General features: G+C 71.1%; 18 protein-coding genes and 5 pseudogenes. 13 read left to right on the top strand and 10 right to left on the bottom strand.

Annotation, left to right across the window (positions count from 1 at the left end; translation table 11 throughout):
- Positions 1-9: 9 nt before the first annotated feature.
- Complete coding sequence (locus ACIBL4_RS09450) at positions 10-444, top strand: ester cyclase (RefSeq protein ID WP_399408002.1); 435 nt, start codon at positions 10-12, stop codon at positions 442-444.
- Between the two features lie 31 nt (positions 445-475).
- Here the strand turns inward: ACIBL4_RS09450 and ACIBL4_RS09445 are convergent, their stop codons facing one another.
- Positions 476-811, bottom strand: a complete 336-nt coding sequence (locus ACIBL4_RS09445) for a YnfA family protein (RefSeq protein ID WP_307176789.1) — start codon at positions 809-811, stop codon at positions 476-478.
- 54 nt (positions 812-865) lie between these two features.
- Positions 866-1,696: a DUF6597 domain-containing transcriptional factor gene (locus ACIBL4_RS09440; protein ID WP_399408000.1), complete on the bottom strand. Its 831-nt coding sequence runs from the start codon at positions 1,694-1,696 to the stop codon at positions 866-868.
- 62 nt (positions 1,697-1,758) lie between these two features.
- On the opposite strand from ACIBL4_RS09440, the gene ACIBL4_RS09435 reads away from it, so the two are divergent.
- The 5 genes from ACIBL4_RS09435 (at position 1,759) to ACIBL4_RS09415 (ending at position 7,101) form a co-directional block, all read left to right on the top strand.
- Positions 1,759-2,361, top strand: a complete 603-nt coding sequence (locus ACIBL4_RS09435; RefSeq protein WP_399407998.1) for a TIGR03086 family metal-binding protein — start codon at positions 1,759-1,761, stop codon at positions 2,359-2,361.
- Positions 2,362-2,421: 60 nt separating this feature from the next.
- Positions 2,422-3,498, top strand: coding sequence for an LLM class flavin-dependent oxidoreductase (locus ACIBL4_RS09430; protein WP_399407996.1), 1,077 nt, complete (start codon positions 2,422-2,424; stop codon positions 3,496-3,498).
- A 116-nt stretch (positions 3,499-3,614) separates the two neighbouring features.
- Positions 3,615-4,334, top strand: a complete 720-nt coding sequence (locus tag ACIBL4_RS09425) for a response regulator transcription factor (protein WP_399407994.1) — start codon at positions 3,615-3,617, stop codon at positions 4,332-4,334.
- Between the two features lie 18 nt (positions 4,335-4,352).
- The gene (locus ACIBL4_RS09420) at positions 4,353-5,753 is read left to right on the top strand and encodes an ATP-binding protein (RefSeq protein ID WP_399408148.1); all 1,401 of its coding nucleotides are present in this window, start codon (positions 4,353-4,355) and stop codon (positions 5,751-5,753) included.
- A 313-nt stretch (positions 5,754-6,066) separates the two neighbouring features.
- The gene (locus ACIBL4_RS09415) at positions 6,067-7,101 is read left to right on the top strand and encodes a LacI family DNA-binding transcriptional regulator (RefSeq protein ID WP_399408146.1); all 1,035 of its coding nucleotides are present in this window, start codon (positions 6,067-6,069) and stop codon (positions 7,099-7,101) included.
- 28 nt (positions 7,102-7,129) lie between these two features.
- Here ACIBL4_RS09415 and ACIBL4_RS09410 read toward each other — a convergent pair whose 3' ends face one another.
- The 3 genes and pseudogenes from ACIBL4_RS09410 to ACIBL4_RS09400 all read right to left on the bottom strand — a co-directional run.
- Positions 7,130-7,933, bottom strand: a complete 804-nt coding sequence (locus ACIBL4_RS09410) for a GNAT family N-acetyltransferase (protein ID WP_399407992.1) — start codon at positions 7,931-7,933, stop codon at positions 7,130-7,132.
- A 100-nt stretch (positions 7,934-8,033) separates the two neighbouring features.
- Positions 8,034-8,264, bottom strand: coding sequence for a hypothetical protein (locus tag ACIBL4_RS09405; RefSeq protein ID WP_399408153.1), 231 nt, complete (start codon positions 8,262-8,264; stop codon positions 8,034-8,036).
- Between the two features lie 3 nt (positions 8,265-8,267).
- Positions 8,268-8,432, bottom strand: a pseudogene (locus ACIBL4_RS09400) (hypothetical protein); the annotation flags it as partial.
- Between ACIBL4_RS09400 and ACIBL4_RS09395 the strand changes: the two are divergent.
- Positions 8,352-8,573, top strand: coding sequence for an alpha/beta fold hydrolase (locus tag ACIBL4_RS09395; protein WP_399408151.1), 222 nt, complete (start codon positions 8,352-8,354; stop codon positions 8,571-8,573). The pseudogene ACIBL4_RS09400 and the gene ACIBL4_RS09395 sit on opposite strands and share 81 nt — an antisense overlap.
- 23 nt (positions 8,574-8,596) lie before the next feature.
- On the opposite strand, the pseudogene ACIBL4_RS09390 reads toward ACIBL4_RS09395, so the two are convergent.
- The 5 genes and pseudogenes from ACIBL4_RS09390 to ACIBL4_RS09370 all read right to left on the bottom strand — a co-directional run.
- Positions 8,597-8,992 (bottom strand): annotated as a pseudogene (locus ACIBL4_RS09390) (STAS domain-containing protein); the annotation flags it as partial.
- 22 nt (positions 8,993-9,014) lie between these two features.
- Positions 9,015-9,907: pseudogene (locus ACIBL4_RS09385) on the bottom strand (phosphorothioated DNA-binding restriction endonuclease).
- A 48-nt stretch (positions 9,908-9,955) separates the two neighbouring features.
- A pseudogene (locus tag ACIBL4_RS09380) lies at positions 9,956-10,189 on the bottom strand (dehydrogenase); the annotation flags it as partial.
- A 29-nt stretch (positions 10,190-10,218) separates the two neighbouring features.
- Complete coding sequence (locus tag ACIBL4_RS09375) at positions 10,219-10,497, bottom strand: hypothetical protein (RefSeq protein ID WP_399407990.1); 279 nt, start codon at positions 10,495-10,497, stop codon at positions 10,219-10,221.
- 10 nt (positions 10,498-10,507) lie between these two features.
- Entirely contained in the window at positions 10,508-11,269 is a 762-nt protein-coding gene (locus ACIBL4_RS09370) for a PspA/IM30 family protein (protein ID WP_399407988.1), read from the bottom strand.
- A 405-nt stretch (positions 11,270-11,674) separates the two neighbouring features.
- On the opposite strand from ACIBL4_RS09370, the gene ACIBL4_RS09365 reads away from it, so the two are divergent.
- The 6 genes and pseudogenes from ACIBL4_RS09365 to ACIBL4_RS09340 form a co-directional block, all read left to right on the top strand.
- Positions 11,675-12,268: a hypothetical protein gene (locus ACIBL4_RS09365; protein WP_399407986.1), complete on the top strand. Its 594-nt coding sequence runs from the start codon at positions 11,675-11,677 to the stop codon at positions 12,266-12,268.
- 1 nt (position 12,269) lies between these two features.
- The gene (locus ACIBL4_RS09360; RefSeq protein ID WP_399407984.1) at positions 12,270-12,695 is read left to right on the top strand and encodes a phage holin family protein; all 426 of its coding nucleotides are present in this window, start codon (positions 12,270-12,272) and stop codon (positions 12,693-12,695) included.
- Positions 12,671-13,387, top strand: a complete 717-nt coding sequence (locus ACIBL4_RS09355; RefSeq protein ID WP_399407982.1) for a DUF3618 domain-containing protein — start codon at positions 12,671-12,673, stop codon at positions 13,385-13,387. Before ACIBL4_RS09360 ends, ACIBL4_RS09355 begins: the two co-directional genes overlap by 25 nt.
- A 199-nt stretch (positions 13,388-13,586) precedes the next feature.
- Positions 13,587-14,057 carry an SPW repeat protein gene (locus ACIBL4_RS09350; RefSeq protein ID WP_399407980.1) on the top strand — a complete coding sequence of 157 codons (471 nt, stop codon included), beginning with the start codon at positions 13,587-13,589 and terminating at the stop codon, positions 14,055-14,057.
- A 55-nt stretch (positions 14,058-14,112) separates the two neighbouring features.
- On the top strand, positions 14,113-14,874 hold the full coding sequence (locus ACIBL4_RS09345) for a DUF2382 domain-containing protein (RefSeq protein ID WP_399407978.1): 762 nt from the start codon (positions 14,113-14,115) through the stop codon (positions 14,872-14,874).
- Positions 14,875-14,994: 120 nt separating this feature from the next.
- Positions 14,995-15,093 (top strand): annotated as a pseudogene (locus ACIBL4_RS09340) (ribonuclease BN); the annotation flags it as partial.
- Positions 15,094-15,107 lie beyond the last annotated feature (14 nt).

The following is a 15,107-nucleotide window of genomic DNA, read 5'->3' as shown; positions in this document are numbered from 1 at the left end:
AGGTGGATCATGGGCGAGGCACGTGAGGTCATGGACCGGCTCACCGACGCGGTCACCACGCACGCCGATCTGAAGGTCATCGGCGAGCTGTACGCCGAGGACGCGGTCGCCTTCACTCCCGACGAGGGTGAGCTGCGCGGGCGCGACAGCATCGTCGAGTACTGGCGGACGATGACGGAGGCGGTCCCCGAGGCGACGTTCCAGTCGCTGCACTCCTACGAGGTCGGTGACACGGCCATCGACGAGGGGATCTTCAGCGGGCGGAACACCGGGCCGCTGGAGCTGCCCAACGGCGAGACGCTGCCCCCGACGCAGAAGGAGATCAGGATCCGCGGGGTGGACATCGCCACCGTGAAGGACGGCCGGATCGTCGACTACCGCCTGTATTTCGACGAGATGGACTTCATGGGGCAGCTGGGGCTGCTGCCCGACGAGCCGTTCTGAGTCCCCGGCCGGTCGGTTTCCTCAAGACCGGTCAGTTTCCTCGCGGGGCGTACATGATCACTGCCATGCCCGCGAGGCAGACGAGCGCGCCCGTGATGTCCCAGCGGTCCGGGCGGTAGCCGTCCGCGACCACGCCCCACAGGATCGAACCGGCGACGAAGATCCCGCCGTACGCGGCGAGGACGCGGCCGAAGTGGGCGTCGGGCTGGAACGTGGCGACGAAGCCGTACGCGCCGAGCGCGAGGACGCCGCCGGCCGCCCACAGCCAGCCCCTGCTCTCGCGCACGCCCTGCCAGACCAGCCACGCGCCGCCGATCTCGAAGAGGGCGGCGACGACGAAGAGGGCCGCGGAGCGGAGCACGAGCATGGTGGTCAGCTTCGCATGCCCGCGCCCTGGCCTCCGCCTCGGCGTGACGGCTCCCTACCGCCCGGCTCGGGCTCCGGCGGCGTACGCCGCCGGGGGTACTCCCACCGTCGTCGTGAAGTCCCGTACCAGATGGGCCTGGTCGGCGTAGCCGAGGTCGGCGGCGAGGGCGGCCCAGTCGACGTCGCTGCGGCTGTCGGCCTGCTCCAGGGCCTCGTGGATGCGGTAGCGGAGGATGACCCACTTGGGGCTGACGCCGACATGGGTCGAGAAGAGCCGTTGCAGCGCCCGTACCGACAGTCCTCGCGCGTGGGCGAAGTCGCCGACGCGGCGTACGGCGCGGTCCGCCTGGATGCGTCGGACGAGGTCGATCGCGAGATCTGCCTGCGGATCCGGGACGCAGGGCAGGGAGAGCAGGAAGGCATCGAGGGCGGCCACCCGGGCGCGGTCGTCCGCGGGGGTGACGACCGAGCGGGCGGTGTCGCCGGTGGCCTGCGGGAAAACCTCCTGGGCGGGCAGCGTGCGGCCCGTCCATCGGGAAACCGGCACCCCGGGGGCGTACGGCCGGAAGCCGCCGGGCCGGAACTTCGCCCCGCAGACCCGGCCCCGACCCGACAGCTTCCTGGTGTACAGGCCGAGCGCGACGCCGGTGATCTCGCCGTAGGGTGCGTCCTTCTCGTCGGCCCCGTCCCACTGGAAGGTGAGGTTGACGGCGGGGTGCGGGACGATGTGGGAGGCGTAGGGCGCGGGCAGGTCCCAGTCGATGAGCCAGTACCACTCGACGTACCGGCGCAGCGGCTCGGCGGGCTCGTGGCGGCGGAATCGCACGCGGTTCAGCAGCCCGGACGGGTCGACGATCCCGCGGGTGTCGTGGCGGGGTGCCTCCATGGCCGGATCGTACGTCGCGTTTCTTCAAGAGGGGCGGCCCCGGGTGTCCCTACGGTCGCTGTATGGACACCAAGCGCAGAGAAGCGAAGAGCCACACCCTGGGCGATCTTCTGGCGGTGGCGCGTGAGCGGGCCGTGCCCGTGGTCCGGGCGGTTCCCGACGAGGCGCTCTCCGCCCCCACACCGTGTGCCGACTACGACGTGAAGGCCCTGGTCAACCACCTCTTCCAGGTGGTCGTGGAGTTCCAGAAACTGGCCGCCAAGGGTGAGTCGGACTTCTCCACGACGCCCGACCGGGTCGGTGCGGGGCCGGACTGGAGGGAGCGGTTCGCCGAGGAGACGGACAGGCTGGTGGCGGCCTGGTCGGCGCCTGGTGCCGAGGAGGGCACGGCAGGGGCGTGGCAGATGCCCGCGCGGCTGGTCGGGGCGATGGCGTTGCTCGATCTGACCGTGCACGCGTGGGACCTGGCCCGGGCCACGGGCCAGGAGTACGGGGCGGACGACGCGTTGGAACCGGTCCTGGAGCAACTCGCCGGCACGGTCGCCGAGCTGGCCCCGACGGCCCGGTCGACCGGTGTGTTCGCGGAGCCGGTGCCGCTGGCGGAGGGGGCGTCGGCCTTCGAGCGGCTGCTCGCGCAGACCGGCAGGGACCCGTACCGGACGTGACGACCTGCCTGTTGCCCCCAGGTATGGTTGAAGGGTAAACAACCTGGAGGGTGAGCGACCATGCAGTTCGGGATCTTCAGCGTCGGCGACGTCACGCCCGACCCGACCACCGGCCGGACGCCGACCGAACGCGAGCGCATCAAGGCCATGGTCGCCATCGCGCTTAAGGCCGAGGAGGCCGGGCTCGACGTCTTCGCAACCGGCGAGCACCACAACCCGCCGTTCGTGCCGTCGTCCCCGACCACCATGCTCGGCCACATCGCCGCCCGCACCGAGCGGCTGATCCTCTCCACCGCCACCACCCTCATCACCACCAACGACCCGGTGAAGATCGCCGAGGACTTCGCGATGCTCCAGCACCTGGCCGACGGCCGGGTGGATCTGATGCTGGGCCGCGGCAACACCGCCCCCGTCTACCCCTGGTTCGGCCAGGACATCCGGCAGGGCATCCCCCTCGCGATCGAGAACTACGCCCTCCTCCACCGGCTGTGGCGCGAGGAGGCCGTCGACTGGGAGGGGAAGTTCCGTACGCCGCTGCAGGGCTTCACCGCCACGCCCCGCCCGCTGGACGGCATACCGCCGTTCGTCTGGCACGGGTCGATCCGCTCGCCGGAGATCGCCGAGCAGGCCGCGTACTACGGCGACGGCTTCTTCCACAACAACATCTTCTGGCCGGCCGAGCACACCCGGCGCATGGTCGAGCTGTACCGGACGCGGTACGCGCACCACGGGCACGGCACGCCCGAGCAGGCGATCGTCGGGCTCGGCGGGCACGTGTTCATGCGGCGGAACTCGCAGGACGCCGTCCGTGAGTTCCGGCCGTACTTCGACGTCGCGCCGGTGTACGGGCACGGGCCGTCGCTGGAGGACTTCATGGCGCAGACGCCGCTGACCGTCGGATCCCCGCAGCAGGTGATCGAGAAGACGCTGGCCTTCCGCGAGTACGCCGGCGACTACCAGCGCCAGCTGTTCCTGGTCGACCACGCCGGGCTGCCGCTGAAGACCGTGCTGGAGCAGATCGACCTGCTGGGCGAGGAGGTCGTACCGGTGCTGCGCGAGGAGTTCGCCAAGGGCCGCCCGGCTCACGTGCCGGACGCCCCGACGCACGCGGCCCGGCTCGCCGCGGCCCGAGGGTGAAAGGATGGTAGTCACCGGCCCCGCGGTTGCGCGTCCCTGGTGAGAGGGCAGTAAGAAGGACGCTCCGGCGCAGCTCATCCGGTCCCGCGGACCCGGCGGCGGGGCACACTGGACGCGTGTCCCAAACAGTGCTGCTCGCCGAAGACGACCGCGCCATCCGCAACGCCCTGGAGCGCGCCCTGACCCTGGAGGGTTACCAGGTCATGGCGGTCGCCGACGGTGTCGAGGCACTGGCGCAGGCCCACCGCAACCGTCCGGACGTCCTCGTCCTGGACGTGATGATGCCCGGCATCGACGGGCTCCAGGTGTGCCGCGTGCTGCGCGCCGAGGGCGACCGTACGCCGATCCTGATGCTGACCGCCCTCGTGGAGACCGCCGACCGGATCGCCGGCCTGGACGCGGGCGCCGACGACTACGTGGTGAAGCCCTTCGACGTGGAGGAGGTCTTCGCCCGGCTGCGCGCCCTGCTGCGCCGCACCAGCCCGGTGGGCGTCGGCGGCGCACCCGCGGCCGAAGCGCCCCGGCCCGTCCCCGAGCGGTTCATCGAGGCGGCCGGCATCCGCATGGACCCGCAGGCGCGCCGGGCCTGGCGCGGCGCCCGCGAGCTGGAGCTGACCCGCACCGAGTTCGAACTGCTGGAGCTGCTGGTCCGCAACGCGGGCATCGTCCTCGACCACTCGACGATCTACGACCGCATCTGGGGTTACGACTTCGGCCCCGGCTCGAAGAACCTCGCCGTCTACGTCGGCTATCTGCGGCGCAAGCTCGACGAGCCGGACGGGCCGCTGCTGATCCACACGGTGCGTGGCGTGGGTTACGTGCTGCGGGAGGACTGAGTGGGCCGCCTCGGCCGGATGCTGGGCGGGCGGCGGCCGAAGCTGGTCTCGCTGCGCACCACGTTCGCCGTGTCGTTCGCGGCGGTGACGGCGGCCGTGACGATCCTGGTCGGCATCCTGTCGTACAGCGCGGCGGCTCGGCTGGTGCGGGTGGACCAGCAGACCGTGTTCGACGAGGTCGTGCAGGACCTGCGGGACGAGGTGCGGCAGAACCACATGACGCCCGGCGACTTCTCGTCCGCCGCGCCGGGCCACGACCTGGTCCGGCCCGCCCGGACGGATGTGCAGGTGCTCGGCCCGGACGGACATGTCGTCGACCCGGGCAGCCCCGGACTGCCGGTCACCGGCGCCGACGTACGGATCGCCGGGGCCGTGACGTCCGGGCGGGTGGCCGAGCACAAGGACGTCGACGTGGGCGACGACGTCTACCGCGTCGCGACCGTCTCCCTCGGCGGCGGCCGGGGCGCGGTGCAGGTCGCGCAGGAGTTCAGTGACGTCGAGGACCTGCTGCGGGCGCTGCAGCGGCGGACGCTGCTGCTGATGGCGGCCGTGGTGATCGCCGCCGGCCTGTTCGGCTGGTGGCTGGCCCGGCGGATCACGCGCCGCCTGGTCGTTCTGACCGACGCCGCCGAGGACGTCGCCCGCACGCGCCGGCTCGGCATCCAGGTGCCCGTCACCGGGCACGACGAGGTGGGCCGGCTGGGCCGGGCCTTCGACCGCATGCTGGGGCGGCTCGCCCAGTCCGAGGAGGACCAGCGCCGCCTGGTCCAGGACGCGGGCCACGAGCTCCGTACGCCCCTGACCTCCCTGCGCACGAACATCTCCCTGCTTCGCCGGATCGACGAACTCCCGCCCCGGACCCGTGAGGAACTGGTCGCCGATCTCGGCCAGGAGGCCCGCGAGCTGACCGACCTGGTCAACGAGCTCGTCGACCTCGCGGCCGGGCAGTCCGACACCGAGCCGCCGCGGCGGGTGGACGTCGCCGACATCGCGGAGGAGGTGGCCGGCCTCGCCCGGCGCCGCAGCGGCCGGCGGATCCTGCTCCGCGCGAGCGGCGACACCACCACGGACGGGCGGCCCGGGATGCTGACCCGGGCGCTGTCCAACCTCGTCGAGAACGCGGTGAAGTTCGACCAGGGCGGCACGGCCCCCATCGAGATCGTCGTGGCCGGGCCCGCCCGCCCGGGCACGATCCGCGTCGAGGTCCTCGACCGCGGCCCCGGCATCGCCGACAAGGACCTCGACCGCATCTTCGACCGCTTCTACCGCGCCGCCGACGCCCGCTCCCTGCCGGGCTCGGGCCTGGGCCTGTCCATCGTCCGCGAGGTGGCCCTCGCACACGGCGGAGCACCTTTCGCGTTCCGCCGGGACGGGGGCGGGGCGGTGATCGGATTCACGGTGGGCGGGGGGCTGGACTGACCCGGGCCGGTTCCGCCTACGCGTTTCGGGTGCCACGGAGTCTGCCCCTGTCGTCAGAGGAGCTCGGAGGGTGCGGGCAGCTCGTACGGCTCCGTCGAGAGGTTGACCAGGCACAGGAAGCCCGTGTCTCCGGTCCCGTCGGGACAGCGCTTGCAAGCCAGGGGCGGGCTGTGCGAAGACACTGCGTTACGTGGGAGTAATGCGCTGCCGTGTATGGGGCGTATCTCTGTGAAAGCGCTGTCACATTCCTGGTCCGGAGAGCGAATCCCTGTGCTAGCGTCCGCTCATGCCTCCCGCTCAACGGCACCCCACGATGGCCGACGTCGCCGAACGGGCCGGGGTCTCCACCTCCACCGTCTCGCGCACGCTGCGCGGCCTGTCCACGGTCTCGCCGGAGGTGCGGGCCCGCGTCGAGAAGGCCGCGCGCGAGCTGAACTTCGCCGTGTCCCGGCAGGCCGCAAGCCTGGTCACGGGCCGGACCGGGACGGTTGCGGTGCTGGTCCCGACGCTCAACTCCTGGTTCATGGGATCCGCCCTGTCCAGCCTGGCCCCGCTGCTGCGGGCGGCCGGCATGCAGCTGAACGTCTACGAGATCCCGGACCTGGCCGAGCGCACCGCGTTCTTCGAGCACCTCCCGGCACGCCGCAACGCCGACGCGCTCCTGGTGTTCTCCTTCGACCTCACCGACGAGGAGACCGCCCGGCTGGACGACCTCGGCATGCCGGTGATCTACGTCAGCCAGCACGTCGAAGGACGCCCGAGCATCTACGTCGACGACGTGGCCGGTGCCCTGCACGGCACCCGGCACCTGCTCAACCTCGGCCACCGCCGGATCGCCTTCGTCCAGACGGCGGGCGCGAGCGGTTTCTCCTTCAGCTCCAACGAACGGCTGCTGGGCTACCAGCAGGCGCTCACCGAGGCGGGGGTCCCGCTCGACGACGACCTGGTGGTCTCCACGCGGGCCGGCGACAAGCGCGCCGCCGCCGAGGTGCTCGGCATGCTGCTGAGCCTGCGCGAGCCGCCCACCGCCGTCTTCGCCGAGCAGGACGAGGTCGCCGTCGCCCTCATCTGGAACCTGCGCAAGACACGGATCGCCGTACCCGAGCGGATCTCCGTGCTCGGCTTCGACGACCAGCCGCTGGCCGACTGGTTCGACCTGTCCACGGTCGCCCAGTCACCGTCGGACATGGGGCGGGCGGCAGGGGAGCTGGCGCTCAAGCTCATCGACGACGACGGGGCGGATCACGAGCGGCATGTCGTACTGCCGACGTATGTGATCCCGCGGGCCACGACCGCGCCGGTGGCCCGGGACGAGAGGGAGCGGGCCGGCGAGCAGGTGCGCGAGTGACGTGCGCACCCTAGGAAGGACCGGCTGATCAATTCTTGAGGGCGAAGAACCGCATCGGTGAGTTCGCCTCGAAGCCGATGCGCGGGTACACGGGCGCTCCGGCGGCGGTGGCGTGCAGGGTCGCCCGGGTCAGTCCGGTGGCCCGGCCGCCCTCGTGCAGGGCCTTCCGCGTCACGGCTTCCCCGTACCCCCGGCGCTCCCACGCCGGATCGGTCGCGACGAGCAGCACGAAGAGACGGCCGTCGGCCTCGACGGTGGCGGCGCAGGTGACGGGAGTGCCGTCGGCGCGCACGCCCAGGTAGGCGTACACCTGGCTCTTCCACAGCGAGGAGCGGCCGAGACCGTCACGGCCGTCCTCCAGCGGAAAGCCGTAGGCACGGGAGTTGATGTCGGCGAAGGCGCGCAGCTGATCGTCCGTCGTCACGCGTACGAAGGTCAGGTCGGGGTGGGCGGGTTCGGGGAGGGGCAGCAGATCCCCCGCCATGCCCGTCCCGGCGAAGGCGTGCACGAGCCCGGCGCGCTCGGCGGCGTCCCCGAGCCCCGCGCGTGCCTCGTCGTCCAGCAGATCCTCGAAGACCCACAGAAAACCGGGGTGCTTCTTCGCCCGCATGACCTCCACGACCTCGTCCAGCCGCTGTTTCAGCAGCCCGGCGTTGGTGCCGGGTTCGGTCAGCGTGACGCAGTTCCAGAAGGCGAACCGGCAGTCGGCCCAGCGGACGGCGACCCCCGGCAGATCGCGGACGTCCGCCTGCGGATCCCGGTCGAGCACCATGACCCGCCACACCGTGGCGAGCTGCTCCACCGATTCGATCGAGTCCGTGAGGCCGCGCATGACCATTCCCCCCAAGTCGGCAGTGGCGCGCGGGAGTTGCCCCGCCCCCTACACGTATACACGTACTGCCCTTCCGGGACCGGCTCATCCCGCCGTGTTCTCACCGTCCGGCGGAGCCGTCCTGCGGGCCCCGGCGCCGGGCGGCGGCCACATCGCGCATGGTCTGCAGAAAGCGCCGCACCGTGGCCAGCTCCTCCTCCTCGAAGGACCGCATCCCGGCGACCATCTCGTGGATCAGCGGACCGAAGAACGACCAGCCCAGGTCGACGGCCTCGTCCTGGACGACCAGCAGCACCCGCCGGCGGTCGCGGGTGTCCCGTTCCCGGCGCACGAGTCCCAGCCGCTCGAGCCGGTCGACCAGGGCAGTGGTCGATGCCGAGTTAGCACCGCCACCGCCCGGCGGTCGAAGGTCGTCGCCATGCGACGCCCCAGCGCACAGCGGGTGAGGGCCTGTACCGTCCCGGCCCTGGTGCTCCTGGCCGAACGCAGCCGGGCTCACGACGTGCCGCGCGTAGCGGCCGCCGCACGCCGGCTCCTGCCCGACGCGAGTGTCGTCACCCTGCCCGACGCCTCCCATCACTCCATCCCCACCGAGCGGCCTGCCGAACTCAACCGTCTGCTGGCGGAGTTCCTGGCCTGAGGCGGCGACGGCCGGGGTCGTGGTCAGTGGCTGCCGGTCAGTTCGCCGCTGAGCGTCTCGTGGATGCGGGCGCTGGGCTCGTTCAGGCCGATGATCTCGACGGTCTTGCCGCGCTGGGCGTACTTGGTCTCGATGGCGTCCAGGGCGGCGACGGACGAGGCGTCCCAGATGTGCGCGGCGGACAGGTCGATGACGACCCTGTCGGGGTCGGTGGCGTAGCCGAACCGGCCGACGAGGTCATTGGAGGAGGCGAAGAACAGCTCGCCCGTCACCTGGTAGACGACGGTCGCACCGTCGGGGTCGATGACGGCGGTGACGTCGGCGAGGTGGGCGACGCGCCTGGCGAAGACGACCATCGCGGTGACCGAGCCGACGACGACGCCGATGGCGAGGTTGTGGGTGGCGACCACGCACGCGACGTCCTTCCGGGCCCTGGTCGATTCAGGCGGCCGTGGCGGGGCGTGGTTCGCCGTGGAAGACCTGGTGGGTGTGCCACGCGCGGTGAGCTGCGGCGACAGAGCGCACGCCGGGCTGCGGGCCGAAGAGTGGGCGGCCGGCGAGGGCTACGACGTAGTCGCGGGCGGCGGGGCTGTGGCCGATGAAGCGCTGTGAGACCAGGATGCGCTGATCGTCTCCCACGCCGAGGACGCCCTTGTCGAAGAGCTTGTGATGCAGCGAGCACAGGCACAACCCGTTCTCGATCTCGTCGGGGCCGCCGAACGCCCACCAGCGCACATGGGCGGCTCCAGCCCGACCGGCACCGCGCCGATCCTGCCGTCGTAACCGCAGAAGGCACACCGGTACTCGTAGGCGGTCAGGACCAGCTCCCGCATCCGTGGGTCCCGCTGCCGGCGCGTCGCGGCCGGCTGCTGGTTCTCGGCCGGTTCCAGTTCCAGGCCGACGGCCTCACACAGTTCGCTGTGGAGAGAGGGCGGGAAGTGCAGGTCGAGCAGTAAGCGCGCGACCCTCCCCAGCAGTTCCGGTTCCCGTCGCAGCGCCGCTCTCAGATCCGGCGTCAACTGCCCCACGGCGCCGGTCTCCCGAAGGTCCCGTACCCCGCTTCCGGGGCTGCCGGGCCCGCGATCGGTACGCACTTCCCACACGCCGTCGCTGACCAAGTGGTGGAAGGGGTAGGCGGGAGTCGTCTTGTTCGGCGGGCCGTACTCGGTCAGGAGCCGCTGCAGATCCTGCTCCACCGCGCTGTATCGCAGGCCGTCCTCCGCATCCCGCTGGAACCGGCCGAGGGCGTACAGGAGCAGCAGCGGCTTGTGCGGAGCGCGGGTTCCGCTCCTGGTCCACTGCCTCAGGTTCGCGATCCGCTCCAGCCAGTCCATGGCGGCCGATCGTAGACAAGCCCTCCCGCCCCCGGGGAACAGGGGCGGTCAGACATCTGCCCGGACGAAGACCGGCTTGAGGTGTTTCTCCGGCAGTGCGGCCGGCAGGTCCTCCCAGTCGATGACGTGGGAGACGACCCGTTCGGGGGCGACCTTGCCGGAGGCGGCGGGTGTGAGGGCGTCGGGGATGTGGGCGCGCACGTTGCCGCGGGCGACGCGCAGGGTGACGCCGGTGACGTACATGTCGAGCAGGGGCAGCTCGCCGGGGCGGACGTGGTTGCCCTACGACACCCGCTTTGGCGGCGGGGTGTTCACCCGGGGATGAGGCCCTCGTCCGACAGCAGCGCCTGCACCTGGCGCAGGCTCGTGTCCTGGTCGGGGAGTACGAGGTCGGAAGGTGTGATGGTGTTGTCCGGCAGTGGTGTGCCCAGTCTGCGTACGGCGTCCAGGAGGGAGTTCAACGCTGTGTGGAAGGCCGCCTCGTCGTCGGCGTCGGCTGCGGACTGCAAAGCGGAGTCCGGCTTGTTGAGTTCGTCGAGTTGGTCGTCGGTGATGTCGTACTGGCCCTCGCCGAGGATTCGGATGATCACGGCTTCTCCTTCACTGTTCGGGCGGCCGGTTCTGGCTGCGGTTCTCGACGGCCGGTGGGGTGGCGGACGAGGGGAGTTGGGCCTTCATCCGGGCCAGTTCCCTGTCCACGTCGGTGCCGGCCGTGATGGCCTCGAGTTCGGCTTGGATGTCGTCGCGGCCGGCGGGGAGGGTGGCGTCGTCCAGTGCGCCGGATGAGATCAGTTCGTCGAGCGCGCCGGCGCGGGCCTGCAGCTGTTCGGTTTTGTCCTGGGCGCGCTGCATGGCCATTCCGACATCGCCCATTTCCTCGCTGATGCCGGTGACGGCCTCGGTGATGCGGGTCTGGGCCTGGGCAGCGGTGTAGGTGGCTTTGATCGTCTCTTTGCGGGTGCGGAACGCGTCCACCTTGCCCTGCAGGCGTTGTGAGGCGAGGGCGAGTTTGTCCTCTTCCGCCTGCAGCGATGTCTGCTGAGCTTGCAGGTCGGTGAGTTGGGAGGTCACGGCCGTTCGCCGGGTCAGCGCCTCCCGGGCGAGGTCCTCGCGCCCTGCGGCCAGGGCCCGTTGGGCCTGTGTCTGCAACTTGTCGGCGGACTGCTGCAGTTGATGCGTCTGCAGTTCTACACGCTTGCGGCTGGTGGCTACGTCGGCCACGCCGCGCCGCACTTTGCCCAGCAGTTCCATCTGCTGGGTGTACGAGTAGTCCAGCAGTTCTCGGGGGTCTTCTGCCTCGTCCAGCGCCTTGTTCGCCTTGATCCGGAACAACGTGGTGATGCGGTCGGCGATGCTGCTCATATCCGGCCCCCTCCTTGACTGACCTGGGTACGGGGTATCGGGCAGGCGTTATAGGTTCAGGCTCCGCCTGGCCGCGCTGTGCCGCAAACCGCCACTGACCGGCCGCTGCGCCGCATTGAGCGGGTTCCTTCGAGCCGGATGAGCGGGAACAGAGGGCCGGCCCCGCCTGGTCGGCAGCCACCCGAGCCGCGCAGGCACCCGGCACGGTCAGGTGCATCCGGTGAGTTCTGCGGGTGAGGCACTGCAGACGGATGACCAATCCCTGTTGCCGCATAAATCACTTTTGCAGTGATTTAAGCGGTTTTGCTGGTGGGGTGGTGGTTAGTCGAGGGGAGTGTGCGGAGGCACCGAGTCGGGTGTTGTTCCCTGCGGTGCGGGTCGTGGGGACGAGTGGAGGAGGGATCCATGAGCGAGATGGCGAACGCGAGTGCCGGGCGTGTTCAGCAGGCCCGGCAGACAGCCAAGCAGGAGGCGTCGGCGACGGCCGGTCAGGCCAAGCAGGCGGCCGGTGAGGTCGTCGGCACCGCCGCCGAGCAGGTCAAGTCCGTCACGGGCGAGGCCAGGGAACAGGTCGGCGCGGTGGCTGGTGATCTGCGGGAGCGGGTGACGGAACAGGCCGAGAGCCAGGTGCAGCGCGGGGCGGAGGCTCTGCGGCAGTGGTCGCACGACCTGGCCGGCCTTGTGGACAAGGCAGACGGTGATTCCCCCGCGAAGAGCCTGGTGGCCCAGGCGGCCGACCGTGGTCACCATGCCGCCGACTACCTGGACAAACAGGGCGTGAAGGGCCTGGTCGAGGACCTGCAGGACTTTGCCCGCCGGCGGCCGGGCGCGTTCCTGGGCGGGGCGGTACTGGCCGGATTCGCCGTCGGGCGGCTTGCCAAGGCCGGCAGCAAGGCCGGTGGCTCGGGTCCGGGCCGAGCGGCTCGAACCCCGTATCCGGTCGAGCGGAGTCTGCCGGGAGAGGCCGTAGGGCCGGAGCTGCCGGAGGGGGAGGTGTGAGATGTCGTCGGTCTCGCCGCAGTCCCCGCAGTCACGGGGGCGGGACGGCCAGGACAGCTCGGTGGGCGAGCTGCTGTCGACGGTGACCTCGGATGTGCAGCAGCTGCTCCGGCAGGAGGCGGAGCTGGCCAAGGCCGAGGTCCAGCAGGAGGCGACCAAGGCGGGCAAGGCTGCCGGGATGTTCGGGGGCGCCGGTTTCGCCGGTTACATGGTGGCCGTGTTCCTGACGTTGGCGGCGATGTTCGCCCTGGCCAACGTCATGGACCTCGGTTGGGCCGCGCTGATCGTCACCGCGCTGTGGGCGGTGATCGGAGCGGTCCTGTATCGCCGGGGCCGTGAACGGATGCGCACCGTGTCGCCGAAACCGGAGCAGACCCTGGAGACCCTGAAGGAGGACGCGCAATGGGCACGGCACCCGACCAGGTAAGAGCCGATATCGAATCCACCCGCGAGAGGCTGTCCGAGGACGTTTCCCGGCTGGCCGATCGCGCCCGGCCCCGCCAGATGGCACGACGCCGTGCCCGACGGGTCCGTGGAGCGCTGTCCGGGATGCGGGAGCGGGTGATGGGCAGCGCCTCCCCGATCACGGGCGAGGTCACCGACCGCATGGGAAGGGCCGGCCAGTCAGTACAGGACACTGCCGGGCAGGCCGCGGACACGGCACGTGAGGCGGCCGGGAGCGTCACCGACACCGCCCGACAGGCCGCCGGGCAGGCCGCTGAGGCCGCGCGGCAGGCCCCCGAGCAGGCGGTGCGGCAGACCCAGGGCAACCCGCTGGCGGCCGGACTGATCGCCTTCGGCGCGGGACTGCTGACCGCGTCGCTGGTGCCCACTTCCCAGGCCGAGCAGCAGGCGGCGACCCAGATCGCGGACCGGGCCGGCCAGGCCGTCGAGCCGGTCAAGCAGGCCGCGGTGGAGTCCGCGCAGCAGCTGAAGGAGGACGCCGCCCAGGCCGGACGGCAGGCGGCCCAGGAGGTCAAGGACACCGCCGCGGAGGCCGCCCGCACCACCAAGGAACAGTCCCAGGAACAAGCCGGACAGGTCACCGACCAGGCCCGCCAGTCCGCACAGAGCACGGCCGAGGAAGCCCGCGGACGGACCCGCAGCCCCGGACCGTAGGGACGCCGCTGCACGGGCCGGCCACCGAGCTACCGCCCGTGCGGCGTGCACACCGCACCAGCGGACCTGCGGGCAAGGCCGCCACCCCGCCCGCACACCACGCCGGTCCCTTGGCCGGCGGACCGAACACCGCCCGCTGCTGCTCTCACCGGAGGTGATCGCAGGGACGTCACCCAACTACGGGTCGACCGGGTCGACCATGGAAGCCCACCCCGACATCGTCGAAATGCGCCAGCGCCACACGCTGGCCGAGCGCGCCGCGACGACCCCACGGGCGCAAGCCATCGAGGCACTCGCCCTGCTCACGGGCCTCTACCTCGCGGCCTCCCCGTGGATCGCGGGGTTCCCCGGCGGAACCTTCTCCCGGCTCGCCATCAACAACCTGATCGTGGGAATCGGCTACGCGCTGCTGATGAGCGGCGGCTTCGGCCGTGCCTACGACCGGACACACAGCATGGCGTGGGCCGCATGCGGCCTGGGCGTATGGACGATCATCGCGCCCTGGGTGGTGGCGGGCAACGTCGACACCACCCGCACCGTCACCAACAACGTCATCACGGGCGTGATCGCCCTGCTGCTCGCCCTTGCCGCCAGCGCAGCGGCCCGCTCACGTAGCGCACGCGGTGCCCAGGGCGCCCATGGGGGCGGATACGGCGGTGCCGGTCGCTGATCAGACACCGGTTCCGCATCCGGGGGGATCCACGTATCAACGAAGGAGAACCCAAATGATCACCCGAGAGCAGATCCCCGCCGTGCTGGACCACCCGGTCTACGACACCAGGGGCAACAAGATCGGCGACGCCCGGCATGTCTTCTTCGACGACGTCACCGGCGAGCCCGAATGGGTCAGCGTGAAGACCGGCCTGTTCGGCACCAGCGAGTCCTTCGTCCCCATCCACGACGCCTCCGTCGTCGAGGACCACCTGGAGGTGCCGTACGCCAAGGGCAAGGTCAAGGACGCGCCCAACGTCGATGTCGATGCCGGCGGCCACCTCTCCGAACAGGAGGAACACCGCCTGTACGAGTACTACGGGATCGACTGGGACGCTGCCTGGCAGCAGGCGCAGACCGGCACCGGCCGGACCGCCGCCACCCCCGAGGACGCGATGACGCGGTCCGAGGAGGAGATGCACGTCGGCACCGAACGCCGCGAGGCCGGCCGCGTGCGGCTGCGCAAATACGTCGTCACCGAGGAGGAGCAGCGGACCATCCCCGTGCGCCACGAAGAGGTCCGCGTCGAGCGCGAGCCGATCACCGGGGAGAATCGCGGCGATGCCCTGGCCGGGCCGGACATCTCCGAGGCGGAACACGAGGTCACCCTCCACGAGGAGGAGCCCGTGGTGGAAACCAGGGCCGTGCCCAAGGAACGGGTCCGCCTGACCACCGATGAGGTCACCGAGGAGGAAACCGTCACCGGTGAGGTCCGCAAGGAACGCATCGAGGCCGAGGGGACCGACAAGCCCGGCAAGCGGCGGCCCCGCCGCTGATCCCCCGCACGCAGGCGCCCGGGACGGGAAGAGCGACGGCTCGCGCCCGGGCGCCCGCGCACCGCACCTACTCCCCACCATCCGGAGCGCGCTCTCCCTGATGATCGCCCGCCACCGCGCCTCGCCGGCGGGCACTCACCGCAGAAGGAGCCGTACACCCAGCCGCGCGACACCAGGAAGTGGGACGAGCAGGACCGGCGCCGCCTGGGAGACACCTGACCGACACGCCTGGC

It is taken from the genome of Streptomyces sp. NPDC050416 (assembly GCF_044458845.1).
Lineage (GTDB): Bacteria > Actinomycetota > Actinomycetes > Streptomycetales > Streptomycetaceae > Streptomyces.
Note: the sequence above shows the minus strand (reverse complement) of the source record. Positions and strands in the feature narration are given on the sequence as shown.

Coding starts and splice junctions, on each gene's coding strand:
- ACIBL4_RS09445 (WP_307176789.1), bottom strand. CDS start 811: ATGCTCGTGCTCCGCTCCGCGGCCCTCTTCGTCGTCGCCGCCCTCTTC.
- ACIBL4_RS09355 (WP_399407982.1), top strand. CDS start 12,671: ATGGGCACGGCACCCGACCAGGTAAGAGCCGATATCGAATCCACCCGC.
- ACIBL4_RS09440 (WP_399408000.1), bottom strand. CDS start 1,696: ATGGAGGCACCCCGCCACGACACCCGCGGGATCGTCGACCCGTCCGGG.
- ACIBL4_RS09345 (WP_399407978.1), top strand. CDS start 14,113: ATGATCACCCGAGAGCAGATCCCCGCCGTGCTGGACCACCCGGTCTAC.
- ACIBL4_RS09430 (WP_399407996.1), top strand. CDS start 2,422: ATGCAGTTCGGGATCTTCAGCGTCGGCGACGTCACGCCCGACCCGACC.
- ACIBL4_RS09420 (WP_399408148.1), top strand. CDS start 4,353: ATGCTGGGCGGGCGGCGGCCGAAGCTGGTCTCGCTGCGCACCACGTTC.
- ACIBL4_RS09350 (WP_399407980.1), top strand. CDS start 13,587: ATGGAAGCCCACCCCGACATCGTCGAAATGCGCCAGCGCCACACGCTG.
- ACIBL4_RS09410 (WP_399407992.1), bottom strand. CDS start 7,933: ATGCGCGGCCTCACGGACTCGATCGAATCGGTGGAGCAGCTCGCCACG.
- ACIBL4_RS09415 (WP_399408146.1), top strand. CDS start 6,067: ATGGCCGACGTCGCCGAACGGGCCGGGGTCTCCACCTCCACCGTCTCG.
- ACIBL4_RS09370 (WP_399407988.1), bottom strand. CDS start 11,269: ATGAGCAGCATCGCCGACCGCATCACCACGTTGTTCCGGATCAAGGCG.
- ACIBL4_RS09395 (WP_399408151.1), top strand. CDS start 8,352: ATGCGACGCCCCAGCGCACAGCGGGTGAGGGCCTGTACCGTCCCGGCC.
- ACIBL4_RS09435 (WP_399407998.1), top strand. CDS start 1,759: ATGGACACCAAGCGCAGAGAAGCGAAGAGCCACACCCTGGGCGATCTT.
- ACIBL4_RS09365 (WP_399407986.1), top strand. CDS start 11,675: ATGAGCGAGATGGCGAACGCGAGTGCCGGGCGTGTTCAGCAGGCCCGG.
- ACIBL4_RS09450 (WP_399408002.1), top strand. CDS start 10: ATGGGCGAGGCACGTGAGGTCATGGACCGGCTCACCGACGCGGTCACC.
- ACIBL4_RS09360 (WP_399407984.1), top strand. CDS start 12,270: ATGTCGTCGGTCTCGCCGCAGTCCCCGCAGTCACGGGGGCGGGACGGC.